The following is an 18,712-nucleotide window of genomic DNA, read 5'->3' on the forward strand; positions in this document are numbered from 1 at the left end:
CATTGATCAATTTATAACATACGGTATGAATAGTGAAGCAGATAAGGGCAGCCACGCTTTTGTGGAAGTAGCCATCCACAAAATGGAAAAGCAGGACAAAAGAATAGAGCAGATCGAAGCATTAATCCACAAACAGTTGGAGGCTGGTGCTGAAATAAAACAACTGACCAGCGCCATGGAGTCGCTGGATGAACACCTGCATAACGAACCCATTTCTGAAGACAGGATATCAGCACTAACGATGAAGATGGATATGCTGATCAATAAACTTGCCACAGCGCCTGCTAATAAAGTATTGCATCACCACCATGTACCGGGAATTATCTGGGGAGTAATACTGCTGGCAATTATACTTTGCATGGTATGTGCGGGCTGGCTCTATACCTACAGAAAGTTAGACGATTTTATTGCTAACGATACCAGGTACCGGGCACTCCGGCTGGATACAGCTCTACAACCGCTTCAACAATACCTGGATCTTGTAGATTCTGTCTACGCCACAAATTCCAGCATGCGTGATGAGGTAATAAAAAAAGAACAGGAATACCAGGACAATTTCTACCGGCTACAAAAAGCATTACGGTTGAGAGGGGAGGCGGGAAAGTTGGAGAAGGAGGCCGGGAAGAAGTAAAGATGCTTATTTTAGAAGATTTAAAATAGCTCGCATGAAAATTATAATAATTGACTGCCTAATTTACCAGGGAATCCATTTGTGGATGATGGTCCAAAGACAATTCGATCTTCTGAGTACCTTGTAGCACCGGATATGACAAAAAATAAGTAGACAAGACTATTGCGTGTACTATAGCAGCAGTTATCTTCGCATTGGTTTTTCATAGGATATTGGATTTAAAACGGGGAGCATGTCTATGCACCCTTTTTTTATGGCTGGCCCATTTTATATTATGAAGCGCTCCCTATGCAAAATCATGTTGTTATCTACCAAATACTAAATAAATGGTCATTATTACAAAATAGTCTTGCTTTCAAGCCTGTTAATTTATAACTTGTAAACTAGTTTTTCAACCTTGTTCTCACCAAACCCTGTGGCTGAGCAGGCGAAAGCATGTAAACATCTGCCAGGCTCATCAATAATTTGACCAAAATATTGAACATAAAATTTACGATTTTTCAAAATAGCAGAACGACATATTGTAAATATATTTAATTTTCATTGGCGCACTCAACAATTTCCAAAAGCGAATTGAAGGATATTGAGAATCAATACGGAAGAAAAAATAAGTAGTGCGTCTTATATACAAATACTACTGTTATTGGAAATTGCTTGCAGCCCTTCAAGTGTTCAGGAGCCGGTTGCCCGCCCTGGGGGTGGACTATCAAGAAGCGGCGTTGGCTCAATTGGGAATCCAGGAAGAATGCCGGACTATTTTTTGGGACGATGTTGAAAGATTCAGTCAGGTCAACCGTTCGGAGCCGGCTGGTTGAAGCCGCCTTCAGGACAGACGGGGACGAACGGTTGACCGAAGTTAGAGGATTAAAAATTAAATATCCGTTTATAAGCGTTTAAGGTCGGCTAAAGACGGTAAAAAAATAGCCGGACATTATAAAAGTTAGACAATGAGACAACGCCGCTTTACAGACTAATAGAACAGGGCGGTACAAAGACGACCACTTCGTAAATCACCCATTTAACGAAATGGTCATCTTTCAACCGGCTCCATGAACGGGAAGGGGCAGGCTGCAATCAACTACGTTGCATCAGGACGTAAGCAGTCTATAGAGACTGATAAAAATAAAAGGGTATGATTATTACTGATGCAACTTCCAATAACATGGTATTTGCGCAATGCCGCTTTTAACATACTGTAGATTCGAAGTTGATTCTCGCGTCACTACGCAAATACCTGCACGTTATTGGAAATTGCTTGCAGCCCTTCAAGTGTTCAGGAGCCGGTTGCCCGCCCTGGGGGTGGACTATCAAGAAGCGGCGTTGGCTCAATTGGGAATCCAGGAAGAATGCCGGACTATTTTTTGGGACGATGTTGAAAGATTCAGTCAGGTCAACCGTTCGGAGCCGGCTGGTTGAAGCCGCCTTCAGGACAGACGGGGACGAACGGTTGACCGAAGTTAGAGGATTAAAAATTAAATATCCGTTTATAAGCGTTTAAGGTCGGCTAAAGACGGTAAAAAAATAGCCGGACATTATAAAAGTTAGACAATGAGACAACGCCGCTTTACAGACTAATAGAACAGGGCGGTACAAAGACGACCACTTCGTAAATCACCCATTTAACGAAATGGTCATCTTTCAACCGGCTCCATGAACGGGAAGGGGCAGGCTGCAATCAACTACGTTGCATCAGGACGTAAGCAGTCTATAGAGACTGATAAAAATAAAAGGGTATGATTATTACTGATGCAACTTCCAATAACATGGTATTTGCGCAATGCCGCTTTTAACATACTGTAGATTCGAAGTTGATTCTCGCGTCACTACGCAAATACCTGCACGTTGCACGCCACTTCCCGGACAACCCTTTGCGGCAGGACACAGGTCACACTGCCCGATAAAATATAGTTTTGTTCCTGCAGACACAGGACAATAGCGAAGCAGCTTTTTTACAGGCAATATTTTTACGGGCAGTTCCCGGCAGACTTTAACGAAAATGGCAGAGGCTCAACTATAGTAATGCTCTCGACTATGCCAGCGCTGCCCGGACACGATTTGTATAGGCAGGTTGTTGTGGTTCTTTTTGCAGGTTGCGGCAGACTGTTTCTATAGCTCTTTTATTGATCATGTTTTGTTTGACATTGAAAAATAGTAAGTCCCTGGCACTTAGACCCGACGCACGACTGAATTCAGCAGGCTTGGCTCCTATTGTTTTTTTATTATGTTTTGCTGTAGACCAATGACATCCAGCCAGTCCTTATACTATAGTTCTGTTGACCCTGCGCACAGGGAACTTTACTAATCTGCCATTTTTTCTGCCGCAGGCCGATTGCGGCGTGCAACAGGCGGTTTTGCACAAGTGCGGCTGGACTGAAGCCTGCCAGGCTAATTGCAGATCCGGGCATCAGTTATCGGCTGACGATGTTCAAACAGAAATTATCTGAATACAATATTTTTTACTTTAAATTGGCAGTACGGTATTTCAGCAGACGAATTTCAAATTCCACACCTGCGCAAAGCCGCTATCGTTATATGCAACTTGTTCAGAACAGCGTCATCAACAATTCTATTCGGCTTGGGTAATGGGATAGCTTAAAATTATTTCCTAACCAGTGGCTACAGCAATTCTATTCAGCAACTATTTTCAACGCCGCTTTCATTTCACGGCAGACAGAAAACTTGTGACAACAACGCTGTTCCATTTGTTCAAACATTTCTCGCTGTTTCGGTTACAAAAAGTACTCTTAATTCAATCAAGTATGCATATAACAGGCGGTTTGGCTCAAGCGGGGCAAGACGTAGTACAATCAGCTAAGTGCAATTCCGGGCTTCGGTTACCGGCTGACGACATCATAACAGAAATCATCTAAATACAATATTTTTTACTTTAAATTGGCATCCGGTATTTCGGCAGACGGATTTCAAATATCCCACCTGCGCCAAGCCGTACCGTTATGCGGCATTTTTTAAGAAAACACAACATGACATTTAAATCAGACATCGAAGAAATCATAGCTTCAATTCATAAGGTATATCAGGACGATGAATTGGCATTCTTAGCGCTAACGAGTAAAATTGAATTACCACTTCGTGATAAAATAGCTTTTCAATTACACAAGAAATATCAAGATAAGTATCTCGTTTGCCGTGAGTGGAGACCAAGAGTTAATAATTCGCGTAACCGAATTGACATAGCAATTATAGACAAAACTGACTCTAAAGTATTGTGCCTAATTGAATGTAAAGCTAAATCCGTTGTTCGTTATGAAGAACGATCTACAGGACATTTGGCAAATGACTTGATCAAGATCCGCAACTTAACTAATGACGATAGCGTTGAACTATATTATATATATTTTAATAATGTGCTCAATAGCGAAAAACACTTTGAGGACATATATTGTAATTCGGTTAAGTACATTTCGGACTTAAACAATAGTATTAGTAAAAAGAATTTATTAAATAATAGTAAAAGTATTTGGGAGAAGCATTTAAGTCGGCTTGACCTAAATGCAGAGAAGTCGAAACAAATTATAATTAATGCAGGAACGTATTTCGGTTATGTTGTTTTTATCGAAACATATATTTATGGACCCGTAAATAGACATGAAATCAAAAACTTAACTTATCAGTCCATTTTGTAATAAATGTCTTAGGTATCGTTAAAAAACGACCGCATAACAGGCGGTTTGGCTCAAGTGGGGCAAGACATAGTACAATCGGCTAATTACAATTCCTGGCTTCAGCTACCGGCTGACGACAGCATAACAGAAATCATCTAAATACAGTATTTTTTACTTTAAATTGGCATACGGTATTTCAGCAGACGGATTTCAAATATCCCACCTGCGCCAAGCCGTACCGTTAGTGGCAATTACTCACAGACATTCCTAAATTTAAAAGCTTAAGTGACACGACTTATTTTTCTGTATATCTTCTTAAATATTATCAACTGTTCTTTTGGGCAGTTACAAAGAATAGAAGGATCACCAAGGCAGTTAACAAAAAAGGAAGAAAAAATAGAGGCAATAAATCACAATTGTATATATCAAAATAAATCTACTGCTAGACAAAGACTCGAATTATTTCCGTTTAAAAAGGCCTATAAAATACAAATAGTATCATTTGACAAACCGGACTTGATTATCTCAGGAGGTGAAATTCCCATAAAAGATAAAGTCGTAGATTACTCGAAACTAAAAGAATTCAAAACATTAAGCAATACTGAAATTGACACACTTACTGACATTCTGTATAATCACGTTTATAAGGGACCTTTTTTGACATCTTTCAAAAGCAAGTGTTATAATCCCAGGAATGCAATTTTGTTTATAGACTCTTCAGGACAGGTGTTTGCTTTTATAGAACTCTGTTTTGAATGCAATGGCTTCAGGACGGACTCTGAAGACGTTCAAACTGGTGACTTTTGCGATCAAAAATACGAACTGTTAAGGAGCTTCTTTGTACGACTTGGAATAGCTTTTGGAACTAACTATGAGTCTTATGAAAAGTAACAGCCACTAACATGCAGGTTGGCAAAAATGCTGGCAGACGGAAAACGTTCGTCAACTTTTGGAGCTTTGTTCTGCTATAGTTCCGGCGAATAACGCCGAGCACTAGAATAAACAATGAGCTTATGTATCTTTAATCAGCAGCGGCACCGGGCAGACGGAACTCAGAATTCCGCAACATCGCCAATGCTTTTACGTTGGCTGTCATTGTAAAACGACACGCTACTAACGACAACTTTTAGACATTGAACAATGCAAATGCGACTTCAAAACATTGAGCCACACCCTTTGCTTAAAAGCTACATTGATAAAATGTGGCTGTTTGAAAGCAGCGGCAAAATGCCTGTTGAAGATTTAAAGTTAGTTGTGCCTAACGGACGTTGTAAAATATCGATAGCTTTTCGAAATGGTATAGTTGCATCGGTAAACGGAAAAACATTTACATCAAAAGAAGACAATATCAGTTTGACAGGATTGGTAGATGTTCCGGTTATTTTGGATGTTGAAGATGATATTATTACAGGGACTATTGTAGTTGAATTTAATCCACGGGGTGCGTATCGCTTTTTTCAAGTTTCCCTCAATGATATTAAAAACCAAATTCATCCACTAAAAGATATTTTGGGAACTGTTTCCCAATATTTAGAAGTTCAAATTTCGAATGTTGGAACCGTTAGTGAGAAAATAGATTTGCTACAAAAGTTTTTACTGAAACAACTCATTCTGACTGCGCAGGATTTAGTTTTTGAATATTGCGTAGAAAAAATTGTTTCATCAAAGGGAAAAGTTACTGTTAAAGAGCTGGAGAAGAAGACAGAATATTCCAGCCGATGGCTAAATAAGAAATTCGCTGTCAACTTAGGTGTCAGCCCAAAAAGTCTATCTACCATTATTCGTTTCAATCAATATTATAATGCAGTTGCGAACAACAATGAGATGGATTTTATGCAAAACGCTTTTTACGACTACTATTACGACCAATCTCATTTTTTAAAAGAGTTTAAAAGGTTTACAGGGCTATCTCATTCGGGCTTTGAAAACACTTCAAATGATTTTGGTAAGTTGTTCTATAAAGAATAGCACTTCCGATTTTTACAACACAAGATGAAAAGTTGTTCCGTTCTTTGCATAGTCATTAAAAAAGCAAAAAATGGAAAAGAAAAATTACCACAGAACAATTACAGTAAATGCTTCCGCTGCAGAAGCAATAAAAAAAATCGGTCAAGTAAATCATTGGTGGAAGCATGATTTTACTGGAAGTGCTGAAAAGCAGAATGACATGTTTACAGTTCCGTTTGGGGAACTGAATGGAGAGAAATCCTTTGTTGATTTTGTCGTAAGCGAAATTATCCCAAACAAAAAAGTGGTATGGAAAGTAACTAACTGTAATTTGCCTTGGTTTAAAGACAAAACCGAATGGAACAATACCGAAGTTGTTTTTGAAATCACATCTGCTAACAACAAGGTGAATATTGATTTTACTCACATCGGATTAGTTCCGGGTATTCAGTGTTACGAAGTTTGCGAAAAAGGTTGGGATGGACATGTCACAAAAAGTTTGGTAAGTTTCATGAATGATGGAAAAGGAAATCCACAGTAGTATCCAGAAGAAAAATTAAACTCAAAACAATTTTTTTAACAATGGACAACAATAGCTTAAAACCGATTTTTTGTGCAACTGTTCTTTATCCAAACAAAGAAGGTGCGACATTTGACTTTGAACTTTATGCAAATGAATTAATTCCAGAATATGTAGAAATACTTGGCGACAACGTTTTAAAATTTGAAGTACGTAAAGGTTTGACAACACCAGGACAGCCAGCACCAAACTTTATTTGCACTGCTAACATTTGGGTTTCATCAGGTGAAAAATTTGGAGCATCAATGGCTGACCCAAGAATGAAAAGTTTAATGGCAAAAATTTCTGCCTTTACAGACATTCAACCACTGCGACAGTTTGACCAAGTTATAGCTTGAGGTGGAAGAACAACGAACAGCCAACAAGCGCATTGGCTATAGCTGGGTTGACGTGCATCTCATCAACTTTTTGTTCGTCATTGAGCAGTAGTCCCGGGCAGAAAATACTCTATTGAGCTACAGAATAAAAATCTCAACTTTTTGTTCGTTTACTGTACTTTTGTTCGGGCAGAAAAATCGTTGAATGCCCAGCCATCGCCAATGCTCCGGACGTTAGGCGCAAGTTTTTTATGACACAACACGCAAGCTATATTCATCTTGTAGTTGACAAAGCTATTAACTTTTCAAATGAGTATTTGCGAGGTTTGCAGGAGCCAATTTATCGGGCTCCAGATAACATGATTGATTATTCAAAAGTTTCACCTGGACATGAAATTGTATTTTGGAAGGCTATTTACGCGAACATTTCTGAACTGGCGTTTAAAGTATACGAGGAAAAGATAGGATATCAACTGCCCCCCACTTACAAGGACTTCCCATCATATAAATATTTTATTTCTCTAAATTTCGGACACGAAGTAGAATTCTTTCGACATACACAATCTTGGGCTCACGATTATTACGGAAATATTTTAAAGACCGGGGTAGAAGCAACTTTGGGAAATGGACTAATTCCGTTTGCGCAAACAAATGACCGGGTTATATTGTGCTTTGACACAAATGACTCAAATAAGGAGAATGAATATGGAATTGTTTCTTATGTTCCTGAATTTGGTGAAAAGGAGTATCCTTCGAGACAGGGACAATATACATTCATCGACTTGATTTTCGATTGTGAAAGAAATTTAGACAGGTGGAGGGAAATGAAGCAAACCAGCGCCTAACATTGGTATTGCCAATAGTGGGGCTGGACATTGTAGCAATGAGCAGCGGTAATTCTGCTGTACTGCAGTTTGGAGCTTGACGAATAAAGCCCAACTTAAGTTCTTAATATTTAACTTTATCAAAAAGCTAGGCAGCAGTTCCGGGCGTACGAATATAAAATGCCACACCATCGGCAATACCTGCCTGTTATATGCAACTTGTTCAGAACAGCGTCATCAACAATTCTGTTGAGCTTCGGTAAAGGGATACCTTAAAATTATTATCTAAACAGTGGCTTCAGGAACTCTATTCAGCAACTATCTTCAAAGCTGCTTTATTTTTTTAAAACATTTTTCGCTGTTGCAATTACAAACAGCAGTCTTAATTCAATCAAGTATGCATATAACAGGCTTGGCTCAAGTGGGGCGGGACATAGTACAATCGGCTAATTGCAAATCCAGGCTTTATATATCGGCAGACGTACAAACAATAAAAATTAATTTAAATACAGTATTGTTTATTTTAAATTATGCAAGTTAGCTTATCAGGCTTACGTGAAACGATTTCAATATCACCTCTTTGTTGCCATAGTTCCCTGATCTTCTGACCAGCTTCTTCAGGACTAATCCGGATATATTTATAGAAATCCCTGAGACTCTTATGCCCACTAATTTTCATGATTAGTTCAGCAGGTGTACCGGCTAAAAATTCATTGGTACAGAATGAGCGGCGGCAGGTGTGGGAGGTAATCCACAAATATTTTGGCTTGATGGTAATTATATCCTTGTTCCCTTTTTTGTGTGAAAATTTGATTGGCGTGTCAAAGCCTGCTAGTTTCCCAACTTCTTTAATGTGTCTATTAAACATTCCATTGCACACGTTGGGAATATTGAAGTTTAAGCGATTTGCCAAAATATCATTAGCCTCTTTGCGCAAGGGAATGACTACCCAATGATCGGACTTGCACTGCTTCTTGTATAACATCCCTTGTCTAACATCCTCTTTTCGGATTATGGAGAAATCAGAAAAACGTAAGCCTGTTAGACAACCTAAAACAAATAAATCACGGTATTTGATCAGATGCGGATGGCCGAATAAATCTAGTTGATAAATAACACTGATTTCATTCCATGTTAAATACACTGCATCGGTTTCTTCATCAAGTATTCTAAAATCTTCCAGGTTAATCGGCGGAATAATCTTCCGGCGCATCCGATTACGCAGAAAAATGCGCAACTGCTTTATCGTCTTTCCTACTGTGCTGATTCGGAAACCTTTTATAAGTTCTTTCCTGCGGCGTTGTACATGCTCATACATCATATACTCAACAAATTCTTCGTAGAAATTGAAATCAAAAGATTCAAAAGTAACTGGCTTTTTCCGGTGCGTTTCAAATGCCTTAAGTGTATCCCTCATATTCCTGTAAACATGGAGCATTTTAGGTGTTACCTGCTTTGTCTTAGACTTTATGTATTCGTCAATCTGGAAAAATACATCGAGATTGACTTTTGGGAGTTCAGCGTCCTTGGCCTTTTCTTCCAGGCTGGAGAGGTCAAGGTCAGGTTTAAATACTTTCTTAAGAAATGCAAGCGGATCTGAAATTTCCTTTTTAGCCGCAAAAGTGAGAATATCTTCGACAATGCGGATGGCGTTCTTTAATTGCTCATTCAAGAATTCAGCGTTGCCATAATGGGCAGGCAGGTCGGCATTTATTCTTAGCCGTTTCAGGTTCCAGTAATTGGGAGGGACCGCAATGCCAGAATTCAGCAGGGTTCTTTTTGCAAGAGAATGGCAATACTGGATAAAAATAATGCTTGTACCATCTTTGCGTAACAATGCTTTTTTGCAAACGGGTTTGACAGGTAGTGACATTTTACTCTATAATTTACTCTATAAAAATGCTGTCAGGCAGAGTAAAGGTAATTCCTGAAAAGAAGGGGAGTTGTTATAGAGTATTGAAGATCAGGCCGTTGAAATAAGGCTGAATAATTATAGGTAAAGTTGATAAGTGTGGTTAAAGTCCCAGCGGGATCACAGAAAGGGAGAAAATGAAATTTTTCATTTTCTCCCTTTGTTTTTCAGTAAACTTCTAATCATCAGATAAGAACAAAGCATTTAGGTGTATGTATTTCATCATTTATTTACTCAGCAACCGCCTTTGCGGGGGACACGTTTAAAAATTACTTTACTATCCCGTTCTGCATAGTCGCACGATACTATTGGGTATGCATACTTAGGCGCGTGCGATAGGTTACGGCTTCTTATAATTATTTTGTCGTTAACTTTCAGGCTATGCAATTGCTCAAGTTGAGACTTTTCCGGCTCAAATTTTACAATGTAATCGTCACCATTAATCCTCACCATCACTCCAAAACCTAATCTTGAGCCTGGCGGAAGAGAAAGAGAGGTTACAACTCCCTCCATATTGGTAGAATCTTTAATGTGCTTCCATATATTAGCTTCGGCGGCATGCACTTTTTTACCTTCGGGAGATGCTTCCCATTTTTTGTACTTTATACCAGCAGGGGTAGCCTCCCATCTTTTCACTTCGGCTTCCCTTTCAGCAGCAGAGAGTGGCTTTGGGGTTGGTGTTTTAGAAGTTTCATTTTTGATTTCGCGATTAGCGAATACCAGTCCGCTTACCACAACCAGCGGTAAGATCAGCGCATAAATAACTTTTTTCATATTTTTTGTAGATTTAATTAACATAGATACATCTCCTGATAAATCAGATCCGTTTTAAGGCATTTCTTTTATTTTTCGTATCCTTTTAAAGTTGGTGCAGCATAAATACTTTGATGTTGTTCAGACGGAGGAACCGCCTGCCGAGGTGTGTGCCCCCACGCACCTCATAGTGACATGACCAGCACATCGGATGAATGTTAACCTGATTTTTCAACATCCTCCACTTCTGGGAATAGCATAAATCACGTTACCTGAAACAGATAAATTGAAGACCTTACCTTCTATAGCAGGAAGTAACAGTTTCCATGTTTTTCCCTTGTCTGATGATCGGTAAATGCCTTTAGGATGACCACAAAAAAAATTTCCCCCCACCTGGATAATGGAAGCAATAGAAAGGCTTGCGGGAATACCGGCATCAATGGCCTGCCATGTTTTGCCGCCATCGTAGGATGTGCGCACTCTTCTGGTTTCCGAAGTTGTATTATAAGTAATAGCAGCAAATCCGCCTTTGATGCTTTCTATAGCTATGCCAACACCGCCCTCACTGATCACCCGGTCCCAGTTTTCACCGCCATCGGTCGATCTTATGATTCCCCGCTGGCTGGTGGCCAGCAGCACCTCATTTGATTCCACGAATTTCATTACCCAGCCTTCGGTATAGACCTGTTTCCAGCTTTTTCCTTTATCAATGGATTTAAACAGTCCATTGTCGCAGCCGATGAAAAGGTTGCCTCCGGCAGTTTCAAAAACGGTACGGACCCGTTCTACATGAAAATTAATATACATAGGCGACCACATATCTGCCCCGTTCATTCTTTGTAAAAATTGGCCGCCGTAGTTATAGGCAAATATCCCATTCTTGCTTGGAGCAATATCGCTATAATCGTCAGGGAAAATCTCCTTTTCCCAGAAAGGAGCGGTAGAATTTGGTGTATGGTGAAATATTCCATTACCGGAACGGACATACACGGCGTTATCCTTTTCAACAAAACCAACAGGCTGCAAATTTTCAGGAAGCCCTTCGCTGATATCCTGCCAGGTCTGTCCGCCATCACTGGATTTTAATACGATTTTAAAGGCTCCCGATTTAGTATTGTTTATGGTTGACTGATCCGTGATTGGAAATACTATGGGAAATTGAAAAAGAAACAACAGTGCGAGGTTATAGATTTTCATGACAGAAAATTGATTTGATGAAATAATGAAGTAAAAATATCAGGCTTCAACCGCCCTGCAACTTTTTAATAGTAAACCTTTGTAACCGAAATGCAAAACCTTTGTAAATGGACCGAAAACACTGTCACAGTGAAGCTTCACCAAGGGTTTATGCTATATTGAATATCGATTAGATTTTATTTTTTTACTCCATACATAACACTGCATAAAATGACTGAAACTGCAAATACAAAATATCAAACTTTCTTCAGGAGACTCGCTGCGGCAATAATTGACGCCATAATCTTTTTGCCGGTTTTATATTTGAGTAATGAATTTTTTGGACCCAATCCTGAAAAATCAATTGGATGGCAGGTTGTTCAAAACGGACTTTATTTTACCTACTCTATAATCGGACATGCCATATATGGCCAAACCGTTGGTAAGAGGCTGACATCAATTCATGTCTGGTTCCCCTAAAAGCGGTAATCCTCAGCCAATTGCCTATCGTATACGAGCGTCATAGTATGCTCTCCGGAGCTTGAACGCTCATTTACCTGGATAGAAATAGACTTTCCTCCATTGATCAACTTCCAAACCTCTGTTACCTTAAAATCTGCTGTCCCACCATTTTTATCGAAAGATCTGACCGAATGAACTGTCATCGTTTGGCCATCATCTGACCACCTCGCAGAAGACTTCTCCCTTGCCATTCCGACATAGGTAGCTTTATTTTGTTTGCCGTCAAATACCAGTTTCTCCTGTCTCGTAACCAGTGCTCCGTCAGAAGACGAACTTGCTACGTCTACAGTCAGAAAATCTGCGTGTGTGGCTATTTTCATTGTTTTAGATCTCATACGATCTCCCCCGAAAATGCAAAGGGGAAACTTTCCACCCATTTTACTTTTCGATTCATTCAATTTCCATTCACCGGAAAAATTGACCTGACCCGGGACCATACACGATAGTGTAAAGCATCCAGCGGTTAACAGGAGCACCCATTGCTTACCTGAAAATGTTGTCATGAATTTTTGATAATAGCTCATAAATATTGTTTTAGCTTCGCATATCAAACATACGCACCCGTGTTGCCGATCCCTGTAAATCAATTGTAAAAAGAAATGTAAATGCGTGTAAATTTTGCTTTTACCACCCTGCTGCTGGCTGTTTTTTTTGTCGCCACATCTTTCGAAAAAGATTCCGACCGAGATTTACGGGCGAAGCGGGTGAATCTCATTATCCGTCAGATGGGTCATCGGTTGCTGCAACAGGCAGGTGATTCCACCTCGCGTGTGTTGCCCGTTACCGAGATTAAAGAAGGCACGTTTCTGCTCAGGTTTGAAAATGAATTCGTTTTTAACCACGACTCGCTCATGATGATGTCACAGGAACTGCTTCCCAAAACAGAGTTCCCTTCCGGATACACCGTTACTGTACATGATTGCCTGAAAGGCGAAATCGTATATGGGTTCCAGCTAAATAATACGTCTCCGGACCTCCTGGCTTGCAGCGGCAGAAGTCAGCCCCCAGGTTGCTACAGCATTGAATTTGCCTTCGCGAACTTTTATGACGACGTAGAACCAAAGAAAGCTGCCGTTGACCAGATGGCTGCATCAGATAGTGTTGCTCCTCAGGAGGTCAATTCAAAACATGAAAAATTCAAATCAGCTAAAGTTGATCCCCGGGAAGTCAAACCAAAACTTGACGAATTCAAAACGACAACCTCCGGCTATCCATTAATCAATGTGGTTTATATCGGCATACTGCTGTTGTTGGGTGTTACCTTGTTGATTTGGCGCTTTGGGAAAATTTTAAAACCGGTGCCCGGGCAAAATCAAAAACACGCTGTAATAAAAGAATCCGTTCCGGAATTGCCTGCGCTTGGAAAATTTTTATTTAATGGGAAGGAGCAGCGCTTGCTTTTGGGAAGTGAGGTGATTAATCTCACCGACAAAGAATGCAAGGTTCTGGAATTGCTACACAAAAATTTCGGTGAACTGATCCCCCGCGAAACACTGATGCAGGAAGTCTGGATCAACGAAGGAGTCATCACCGGTCGCAGCCTGGACATGTTTGTGTCGAAACTCCGAAAGAAATTAAGCCGTGATCCTGAACTGAGCATAACGAATATTCACGGGAGAGGGTATAAGCTGGAAATACCTGAAAGACAGATTATTTAACATCCAATGCCGTCCGGCAGGATCTGCGATTAAACTCATAAAGTCTGCATCGAGAATAGTCTCCGCAGCGGAAATATAGGGATTTTATGAAAAACAAATGTAATTATGAGTGTCAAACTGATGACTATAAATATTTATAATTCACCCAATAGTCTTAAGTCCGCTAAAAAGCGATTCGAGTTTGTACCAAGGGGGCACGAAAGGATACAAAATTAAATTTTTCATTTTTCTTTATAAAAGCTGATTTTTTAAAAACAGCAATTTCTTACACCGAACCGCAATCTGTAATTGAAAAACCAATGTAGCTGCTTTAAATAATTTTTTAGAATTAGTCGGTTAAGTCGTTAAAATGTTTATTCATCGTGATTTTGTTTGAACAATTTTTTCTATCAGCTTTGCCTCTGCCATAAATTGTTAATTTATCTATCACCTTCTTCTATAACACTTAAAAACTGAATTTAGGTAGCCTGTTGAAACAGACGCCAGCAAAGAAGTTCCGGCTGCTGAAGTCACAGTAAATCAAAAGCTACATCAGGGAACCCACCGGAAAACGGGAGGTATTCCCTGCCAGCCGGCAGGCTGGGTTTTCCGGCGGCTTTTGGTTACTTTTTCCGCAAAAAGTAACGAAGAAAAAATTGTCTGATAGCAACAATCAATTCCCAGTTAGCTTAGCAAAGCCTATATCTATGATTCCGACCTATGCGCCTAATCCTTTAATTATATTTAGATTTCATCGAACGCGTCAGTTTTGTGAGCATAGTAAACGTCCAATAGCCAACCATAACGCCAAGTCCATTCAGTATCACGTCATCAATATCAAATATGCCTACCCGTAACACCGCTTGCATTCCCTCGATGGCAAAACCCGCGGAAACTGCGGGAGCGAGAGATTTTTTCCATGTCATGCTCCGCCAGGCAAAAGGAACAAGAAACCCTATTGGCACAAGCAAAACAACGTTTCCCACAAGATTAACACCAGCAATAAGTAACCCCTTTTCACCGAGCATGTACGGCAAAATGGTCTTGAACGGCAATAAGTTGGCCGGGCCTTCGTGCGGCCCTCCAAAATTAAGTCTCAATGAGCCTATCCTGATAAGGGGCATGTCCTTAAACACCATTACCCTGATCAGGATCGCGCTATAGGCGATGAGCATAAATATTGATATTAAACGCTTCTTCATTGTTTTTGCTTTTAAGTTATTTCTTTGGCGGTGAACTCGTCCCCGTCTTTGGCGGATGCGCAACAATATTACCTGTTGATTGGCCGCCAGCCAAACCAAAACATTGCTTCGCCGATGCAAGCAGATCTCTACTGTCGCTGTAGAGGCGGCTATGGTTTGTGTCGCCCATAATAACCCCAACGATTGTTCCTTTTTGTCCGCCTTTGGAAACATATCGTGCGGCAAATAAAAGGCAGCTACCCGCATCATGAGTGGTGCCCGTTTTGATACCAATGATACCATCGGTGCCAAGCAGAAGGTTTGTGTTTTTAATGACGCCTGCTACCGGTATCTGGGCCTGCTGCCGGGCAACAATCCTGGCAATCACCGGGTTTTTGAGCGCGGCGATGCCTATCGTAACAAGTTCCGATGGCGTGCTGACCGTAGCTGAACTAAAGCCGCTCGCATCGGCAACAACTGTTCTACTAAGGCCTAAACGTTTCAGCATGTCCTGGGCGTACAACACATATGCATCTATTGAACCAAATATCCTTTCAACCAATATATCAGCCATATTGTTATCTGAAGCAATCAACATCCTTTGCATAGCTTCATACTGCGTAAGTTTCATGCCTATGCGTATTGGCAGAACCGAACCACCTTCCGAGATATAAGCATTAAGGCTTGCAATATCATTTCTGGTTATGGTGTATGTTTGCCCTTCCTGTCCGCGTTTGAAAGGCTTTTTTTCCATAATAGCCAATGCGGTGATCACTTTTGCCATACTGGCTGTTGGACGAGCCTTCTCATTGCCGGACGAACGTGCAAGAATTCCATTTTCAACGCTGCCGATCGCAGCCTGCCCCACCGCTGGCCAGGCAAGCTGCACATCTTGTTTTGGATGTTTTAGCGAAGGCTCATTTTGATATTTAGAAAAAAAGCTGTGCGCTAAAAATCCAATAAATATCAATGCTACTAAAAGGCGTGGTGTAATTTTTTTTATGCTCATCAGCTTTTTCGTATAAGTATTTTCATCAAATGCGCCTGACAAAACCATAAAATTCTTATCGGGTTTACAGTTCCCCGGCCAGGTGTAATGTTTCATATTCTATCCTGGTGTGTAAAGAATAGTTGAATAGCTCATTCAGAGCGAAGGCTTTTCAACGGATTTGCAATTGCCGCTTTTATTGCCTGGAAACTGATCGTTGCAAGTGCAATAAATATTGCAGCAAGTCCGCCTGCAGCAAATAACCACCAACTGATGCTGATGCGATAAACATAATCCTGCAACCATTGGTGCATGTAATACCATGCAATGGGTGTAGCAATGGCGAAGGCAATGGCAATGAGCATGATAAATTCTTTTGAAAATAAATAAACGATACTGCCTGCAGTAGCGCCAAGCACTTTGCGTATGCCCACTTCTTTTACGCGCCGCACTGCCATAAAGGATGCAAGGCCGTACAAGCCAAGGCAGCTAAGGAATATGGCTATTGCTGCAAAAATTTTATACAATTGCGACAACTGGTTTTCCTGTTTGTAAAAACTTTCAATTTTGTTATCAAGAAACCTGTATTCATACACAAAATTGGGAAATGTTTGCTCCCATATTGCTTTAACAGATTGCAGTGTACCCGAAATGTTTTTTGTTTCAAGCTTAATTCCTGCCTGGCTGTACATCGTAACGTTTTGCGTAACCAGCAAGGGTGCCAGATCATTACGAAAAGATCTGTTATTGAAATCTTTCAATACGCCAACAACCGGGCATTTTATCCTATCCTCCCATATACTTATTTCTTTATTCAATATTTCATCCGGGTTTTGTATTCCCAGGCTTTTCATCATTGACTCATTCACTAAAAATTCTCTTGTCATTTTGGAAGGTTGCAGATTTCTTCCGGCTACCAGTTGTAATTTATAAGCCGGTACATATCCATCATCGGCGAATTTGGTAATGGCTTTAAAATCTGCTTCTTTTATTGCATGGTCAAATTTGAATGTGCTCCATATGTCATTACCCGCTTCAATTGGGGTGTTGGAGCTGAAGCTAACTGCCTGCACACCATTAACCTGCAGCAACTGTTGCTTTAAATAGTCCAGCCTGCTGATGCGAAGACTATCTGAACGGAAAGGAACATTTACAACTGCATCTTTATCGAAGCCTAAGGGCTGATCCATGAAATAATTCATCTGTTGTACAATGATTAATGTTCCGATGATGAGCGCTTGTGCAATGATGAACTGAAACACAACCAATCCTCTTCTTAATGAAAGTCCTTTTGATGTGCTTGCTGTGCGTTTGCTCTTTAATGCATTAACAGGATTGAAACGTGATAAAACAATAGAAGGATAAAAGCCGGCCAGTGCGGTTACAACAATGGTTATCACCAAAAGAAATAAAATAATTGCCGGGTTACTGAGTATGTTGAATGAGAGTGAAAGTTCTAACAATTGATTTACATAAGACAATGCAAGAATGGTGATAGCTACTGCAAGCAGTACAGCACCTGTAACAATTAAAAAAGCTTCAATAATGAATTGAATCTGCAATTGAGTTTTATTACCGCCTAACACTTTTCTTACGCCAACCTCTTTTGCACGGGTAACAGCTTGCGCTGTGGAAAGATTGATAAAGTTTACGCAGGCAATTAACAGGATGAAAGCTGCAATCAGCCACAATACGTTGAGCAGTTCATGACCGATTGTTTTGTTGCTGTAATTACCTGCCTGTGTGTCGTAATGCACCTCAGTTAAAGGTTGTATAACGTAGTTATCCCTATTGTCGGGCGATTTAACCTTTCCTGCATAGGCGCTTAATTGTTGATTAAAATTGTCAACGTCAATATTTGACGGCAGCAGAATATAACAACCAAAATCAGCATTCGTTCTATCCTCCCATCCGGCGGATTCTGCTAAAAACCCTGTAATGCCTGTTCCAAAGGCCACCACAACTTTTAGCTGGAAGTCTGTATTTGCAGGTATTGGCGCCAGAATGCCTGACACTTTTAATTTATCGGTGCCATGCTCGAATATATGTCCGCCTACTTCTATGTTGATGGTTTTGCCCATTGCAGTTTTCCAGTCACCAAAATACTTTTCTGCAATCTCTTTTGTAAGCAATACGTTGTTCGGATCTTTTAGTGAGGCATACGAACCTGCGAGCAAAGGGAAATCAAACATGTTAAAGAATGAAGGCGTTGTAAAAAATACACCCCTGTCTTCTTTAAATGTATTTACGGTTGTTCCATTGTCGTTTGGTATCAGCAATTGATCATTGTGGCTTTCCCAAACTGCAGCTACCTGTTCTAAATGGGGGAATGCTGTTTTCAAGCCCAGGGGCAATGGAAAAGGAATGTCTTTCCCATAAGCAATAGTTGCTGCATCTGCATGATGATATTCGGTTAACACACGATAGATGCGATCTTTCCCTGAGTGAAAATTATCGAAACTTGTTTGAAATCGTATAATGATAAAGATGATCATACAAACGGCTACGCCAATAGCCAGTCCAATAATGTTAATAGCAGCATGACTTTTATTGCGTACCAGGTTGCGCCATGCTATTTTAAAATAATTTTTAAACATACAACTGCCTTTTATCAATTGAGA

The 18,712-nt window shown here is 40.2% G+C and carries 16 protein-coding genes; 9 read left to right on the forward strand and 7 right to left on the reverse strand.

The genetic code is table 11. The features are described 5' to 3' along the window. The first annotated feature begins 25 nt into the window (after positions 1 to 25). The 7 genes from FRX45_RS17665 to FRX45_RS17695 all read left to right on the forward strand — a co-directional run bounded on the left by FRX45_RS17665 (position 26) and on the right by FRX45_RS17695 (position 7,943). Complete coding sequence (locus FRX45_RS17665; RefSeq protein ID WP_152269792.1) at positions 26 to 631, forward strand: hypothetical protein; 606 nt, start codon at positions 26 to 28, stop codon at positions 629 to 631. Between the two features lie 2,981 nt (positions 632 to 3,612). Beyond that, positions 3,613 to 4,275, forward strand: coding sequence for a hypothetical protein (locus FRX45_RS17670; protein WP_152269793.1), 663 nt, complete (start codon positions 3,613 to 3,615; stop codon positions 4,273 to 4,275). 264 nt (positions 4,276 to 4,539) lie between these two features. Further along, entirely contained in the window at positions 4,540 to 5,145 is a 606-nt protein-coding gene (locus FRX45_RS17675) for a hypothetical protein (RefSeq protein ID WP_152269794.1), read from the forward strand. Between the two features lie 255 nt (positions 5,146 to 5,400). Beyond that, positions 5,401 to 6,222 (forward strand): helix-turn-helix transcriptional regulator, encoded by an 822-nt coding sequence (locus FRX45_RS17680; RefSeq protein WP_193311760.1) that lies wholly within the window; start codon positions 5,401 to 5,403, stop codon positions 6,220 to 6,222. A 70-nt stretch (positions 6,223 to 6,292) separates the two neighbouring features. Then, positions 6,293 to 6,742, forward strand: coding sequence for an SRPBCC family protein (locus tag FRX45_RS17685; protein WP_152269797.1), 450 nt, complete (start codon positions 6,293 to 6,295; stop codon positions 6,740 to 6,742). Positions 6,743 to 6,783: 41 nt separating this feature from the next. Beyond that, a complete protein-coding gene (locus tag FRX45_RS17690) occupies positions 6,784 to 7,119 on the forward strand; it encodes an EthD family reductase (RefSeq protein WP_152269799.1) in 336 nt (111 codons plus the stop codon). A gap of 230 nt (positions 7,120 to 7,349) precedes the next feature. Next, the gene (locus FRX45_RS17695; protein ID WP_152269801.1) at positions 7,350 to 7,943 is read left to right on the forward strand and encodes an SMI1/KNR4 family protein; all 594 of its coding nucleotides are present in this window, start codon (positions 7,350 to 7,352) and stop codon (positions 7,941 to 7,943) included. A 502-nt stretch (positions 7,944 to 8,445) separates the two neighbouring features. Here the strand turns inward: FRX45_RS17695 and FRX45_RS17700 are convergent. The 3 genes from FRX45_RS17700 to FRX45_RS17710 form a co-directional block, all read right to left on the reverse strand. Beyond that, the gene (locus FRX45_RS17700) at positions 8,446 to 9,795 is read right to left on the reverse strand and encodes a phage integrase SAM-like domain-containing protein (RefSeq protein WP_152269802.1); all 1,350 of its coding nucleotides are present in this window, start codon (positions 9,793 to 9,795) and stop codon (positions 8,446 to 8,448) included. Between the two features lie 273 nt (positions 9,796 to 10,068). Further along, positions 10,069 to 10,608 (reverse strand): hypothetical protein, encoded by a 540-nt coding sequence (locus tag FRX45_RS17705; RefSeq protein ID WP_152269803.1) that lies wholly within the window; start codon positions 10,606 to 10,608, stop codon positions 10,069 to 10,071. Positions 10,609 to 10,818: 210 nt separating this feature from the next. Next, complete coding sequence (locus FRX45_RS17710; RefSeq protein ID WP_152269804.1) at positions 10,819 to 11,784, reverse strand: WD40/YVTN/BNR-like repeat-containing protein; 966 nt, start codon at positions 11,782 to 11,784, stop codon at positions 10,819 to 10,821. 210 nt (positions 11,785 to 11,994) lie between these two features. Here FRX45_RS17710 and FRX45_RS23875 point away from each other — a divergent pair, with 210 nt between their 5' ends. Next, complete coding sequence (locus tag FRX45_RS23875; RefSeq protein WP_152269805.1) at positions 11,995 to 12,243, forward strand: RDD family protein; 249 nt, start codon at positions 11,995 to 11,997, stop codon at positions 12,241 to 12,243. Here FRX45_RS23875 and FRX45_RS17720 read toward each other — a convergent pair. Further along, positions 12,240 to 12,722, reverse strand: coding sequence for a hypothetical protein (locus FRX45_RS17720; protein WP_152269806.1), 483 nt, complete (start codon positions 12,720 to 12,722; stop codon positions 12,240 to 12,242). The two genes, FRX45_RS23875 and FRX45_RS17720, sit on opposite strands and share 4 nt — an antisense overlap. A 168-nt stretch (positions 12,723 to 12,890) precedes the next feature. Between FRX45_RS17720 and FRX45_RS17725 the strand changes: the two genes are divergently transcribed. Then, complete coding sequence (locus tag FRX45_RS17725) at positions 12,891 to 13,943, forward strand: winged helix-turn-helix domain-containing protein (RefSeq protein ID WP_152269807.1); 1,053 nt, start codon at positions 12,891 to 12,893, stop codon at positions 13,941 to 13,943. A 713-nt stretch (positions 13,944 to 14,656) separates the two neighbouring features. On the opposite strand, the gene FRX45_RS23345 is transcribed toward FRX45_RS17725, so the two are convergent. From FRX45_RS23345 to FRX45_RS17740, 3 genes are read right to left on the reverse strand one after another with little or no spacing between them, the layout of a single operon-like run. After that, complete coding sequence (locus tag FRX45_RS23345; protein WP_193311761.1) at positions 14,657 to 15,124, reverse strand: VanZ family protein; 468 nt, start codon at positions 15,122 to 15,124, stop codon at positions 14,657 to 14,659. 16 nt (positions 15,125 to 15,140) lie between these two features. Next, complete coding sequence (locus FRX45_RS17735; RefSeq protein WP_152269809.1) at positions 15,141 to 16,208, reverse strand: D-alanyl-D-alanine carboxypeptidase family protein; 1,068 nt, start codon at positions 16,206 to 16,208, stop codon at positions 15,141 to 15,143. Positions 16,209 to 16,243: 35 nt separating this feature from the next. Next, entirely contained in the window at positions 16,244 to 18,688 is a 2,445-nt protein-coding gene (locus FRX45_RS17740) for an ABC transporter permease (protein WP_152269810.1), read from the reverse strand. Positions 18,689 to 18,712: the final 24 nt, after the last annotated feature.

The organism is Agriterribacter humi, assembly GCF_009192765.1.
Lineage (GTDB): Bacteria > Bacteroidota > Bacteroidia > Chitinophagales > Chitinophagaceae > Agriterribacter > Agriterribacter humi.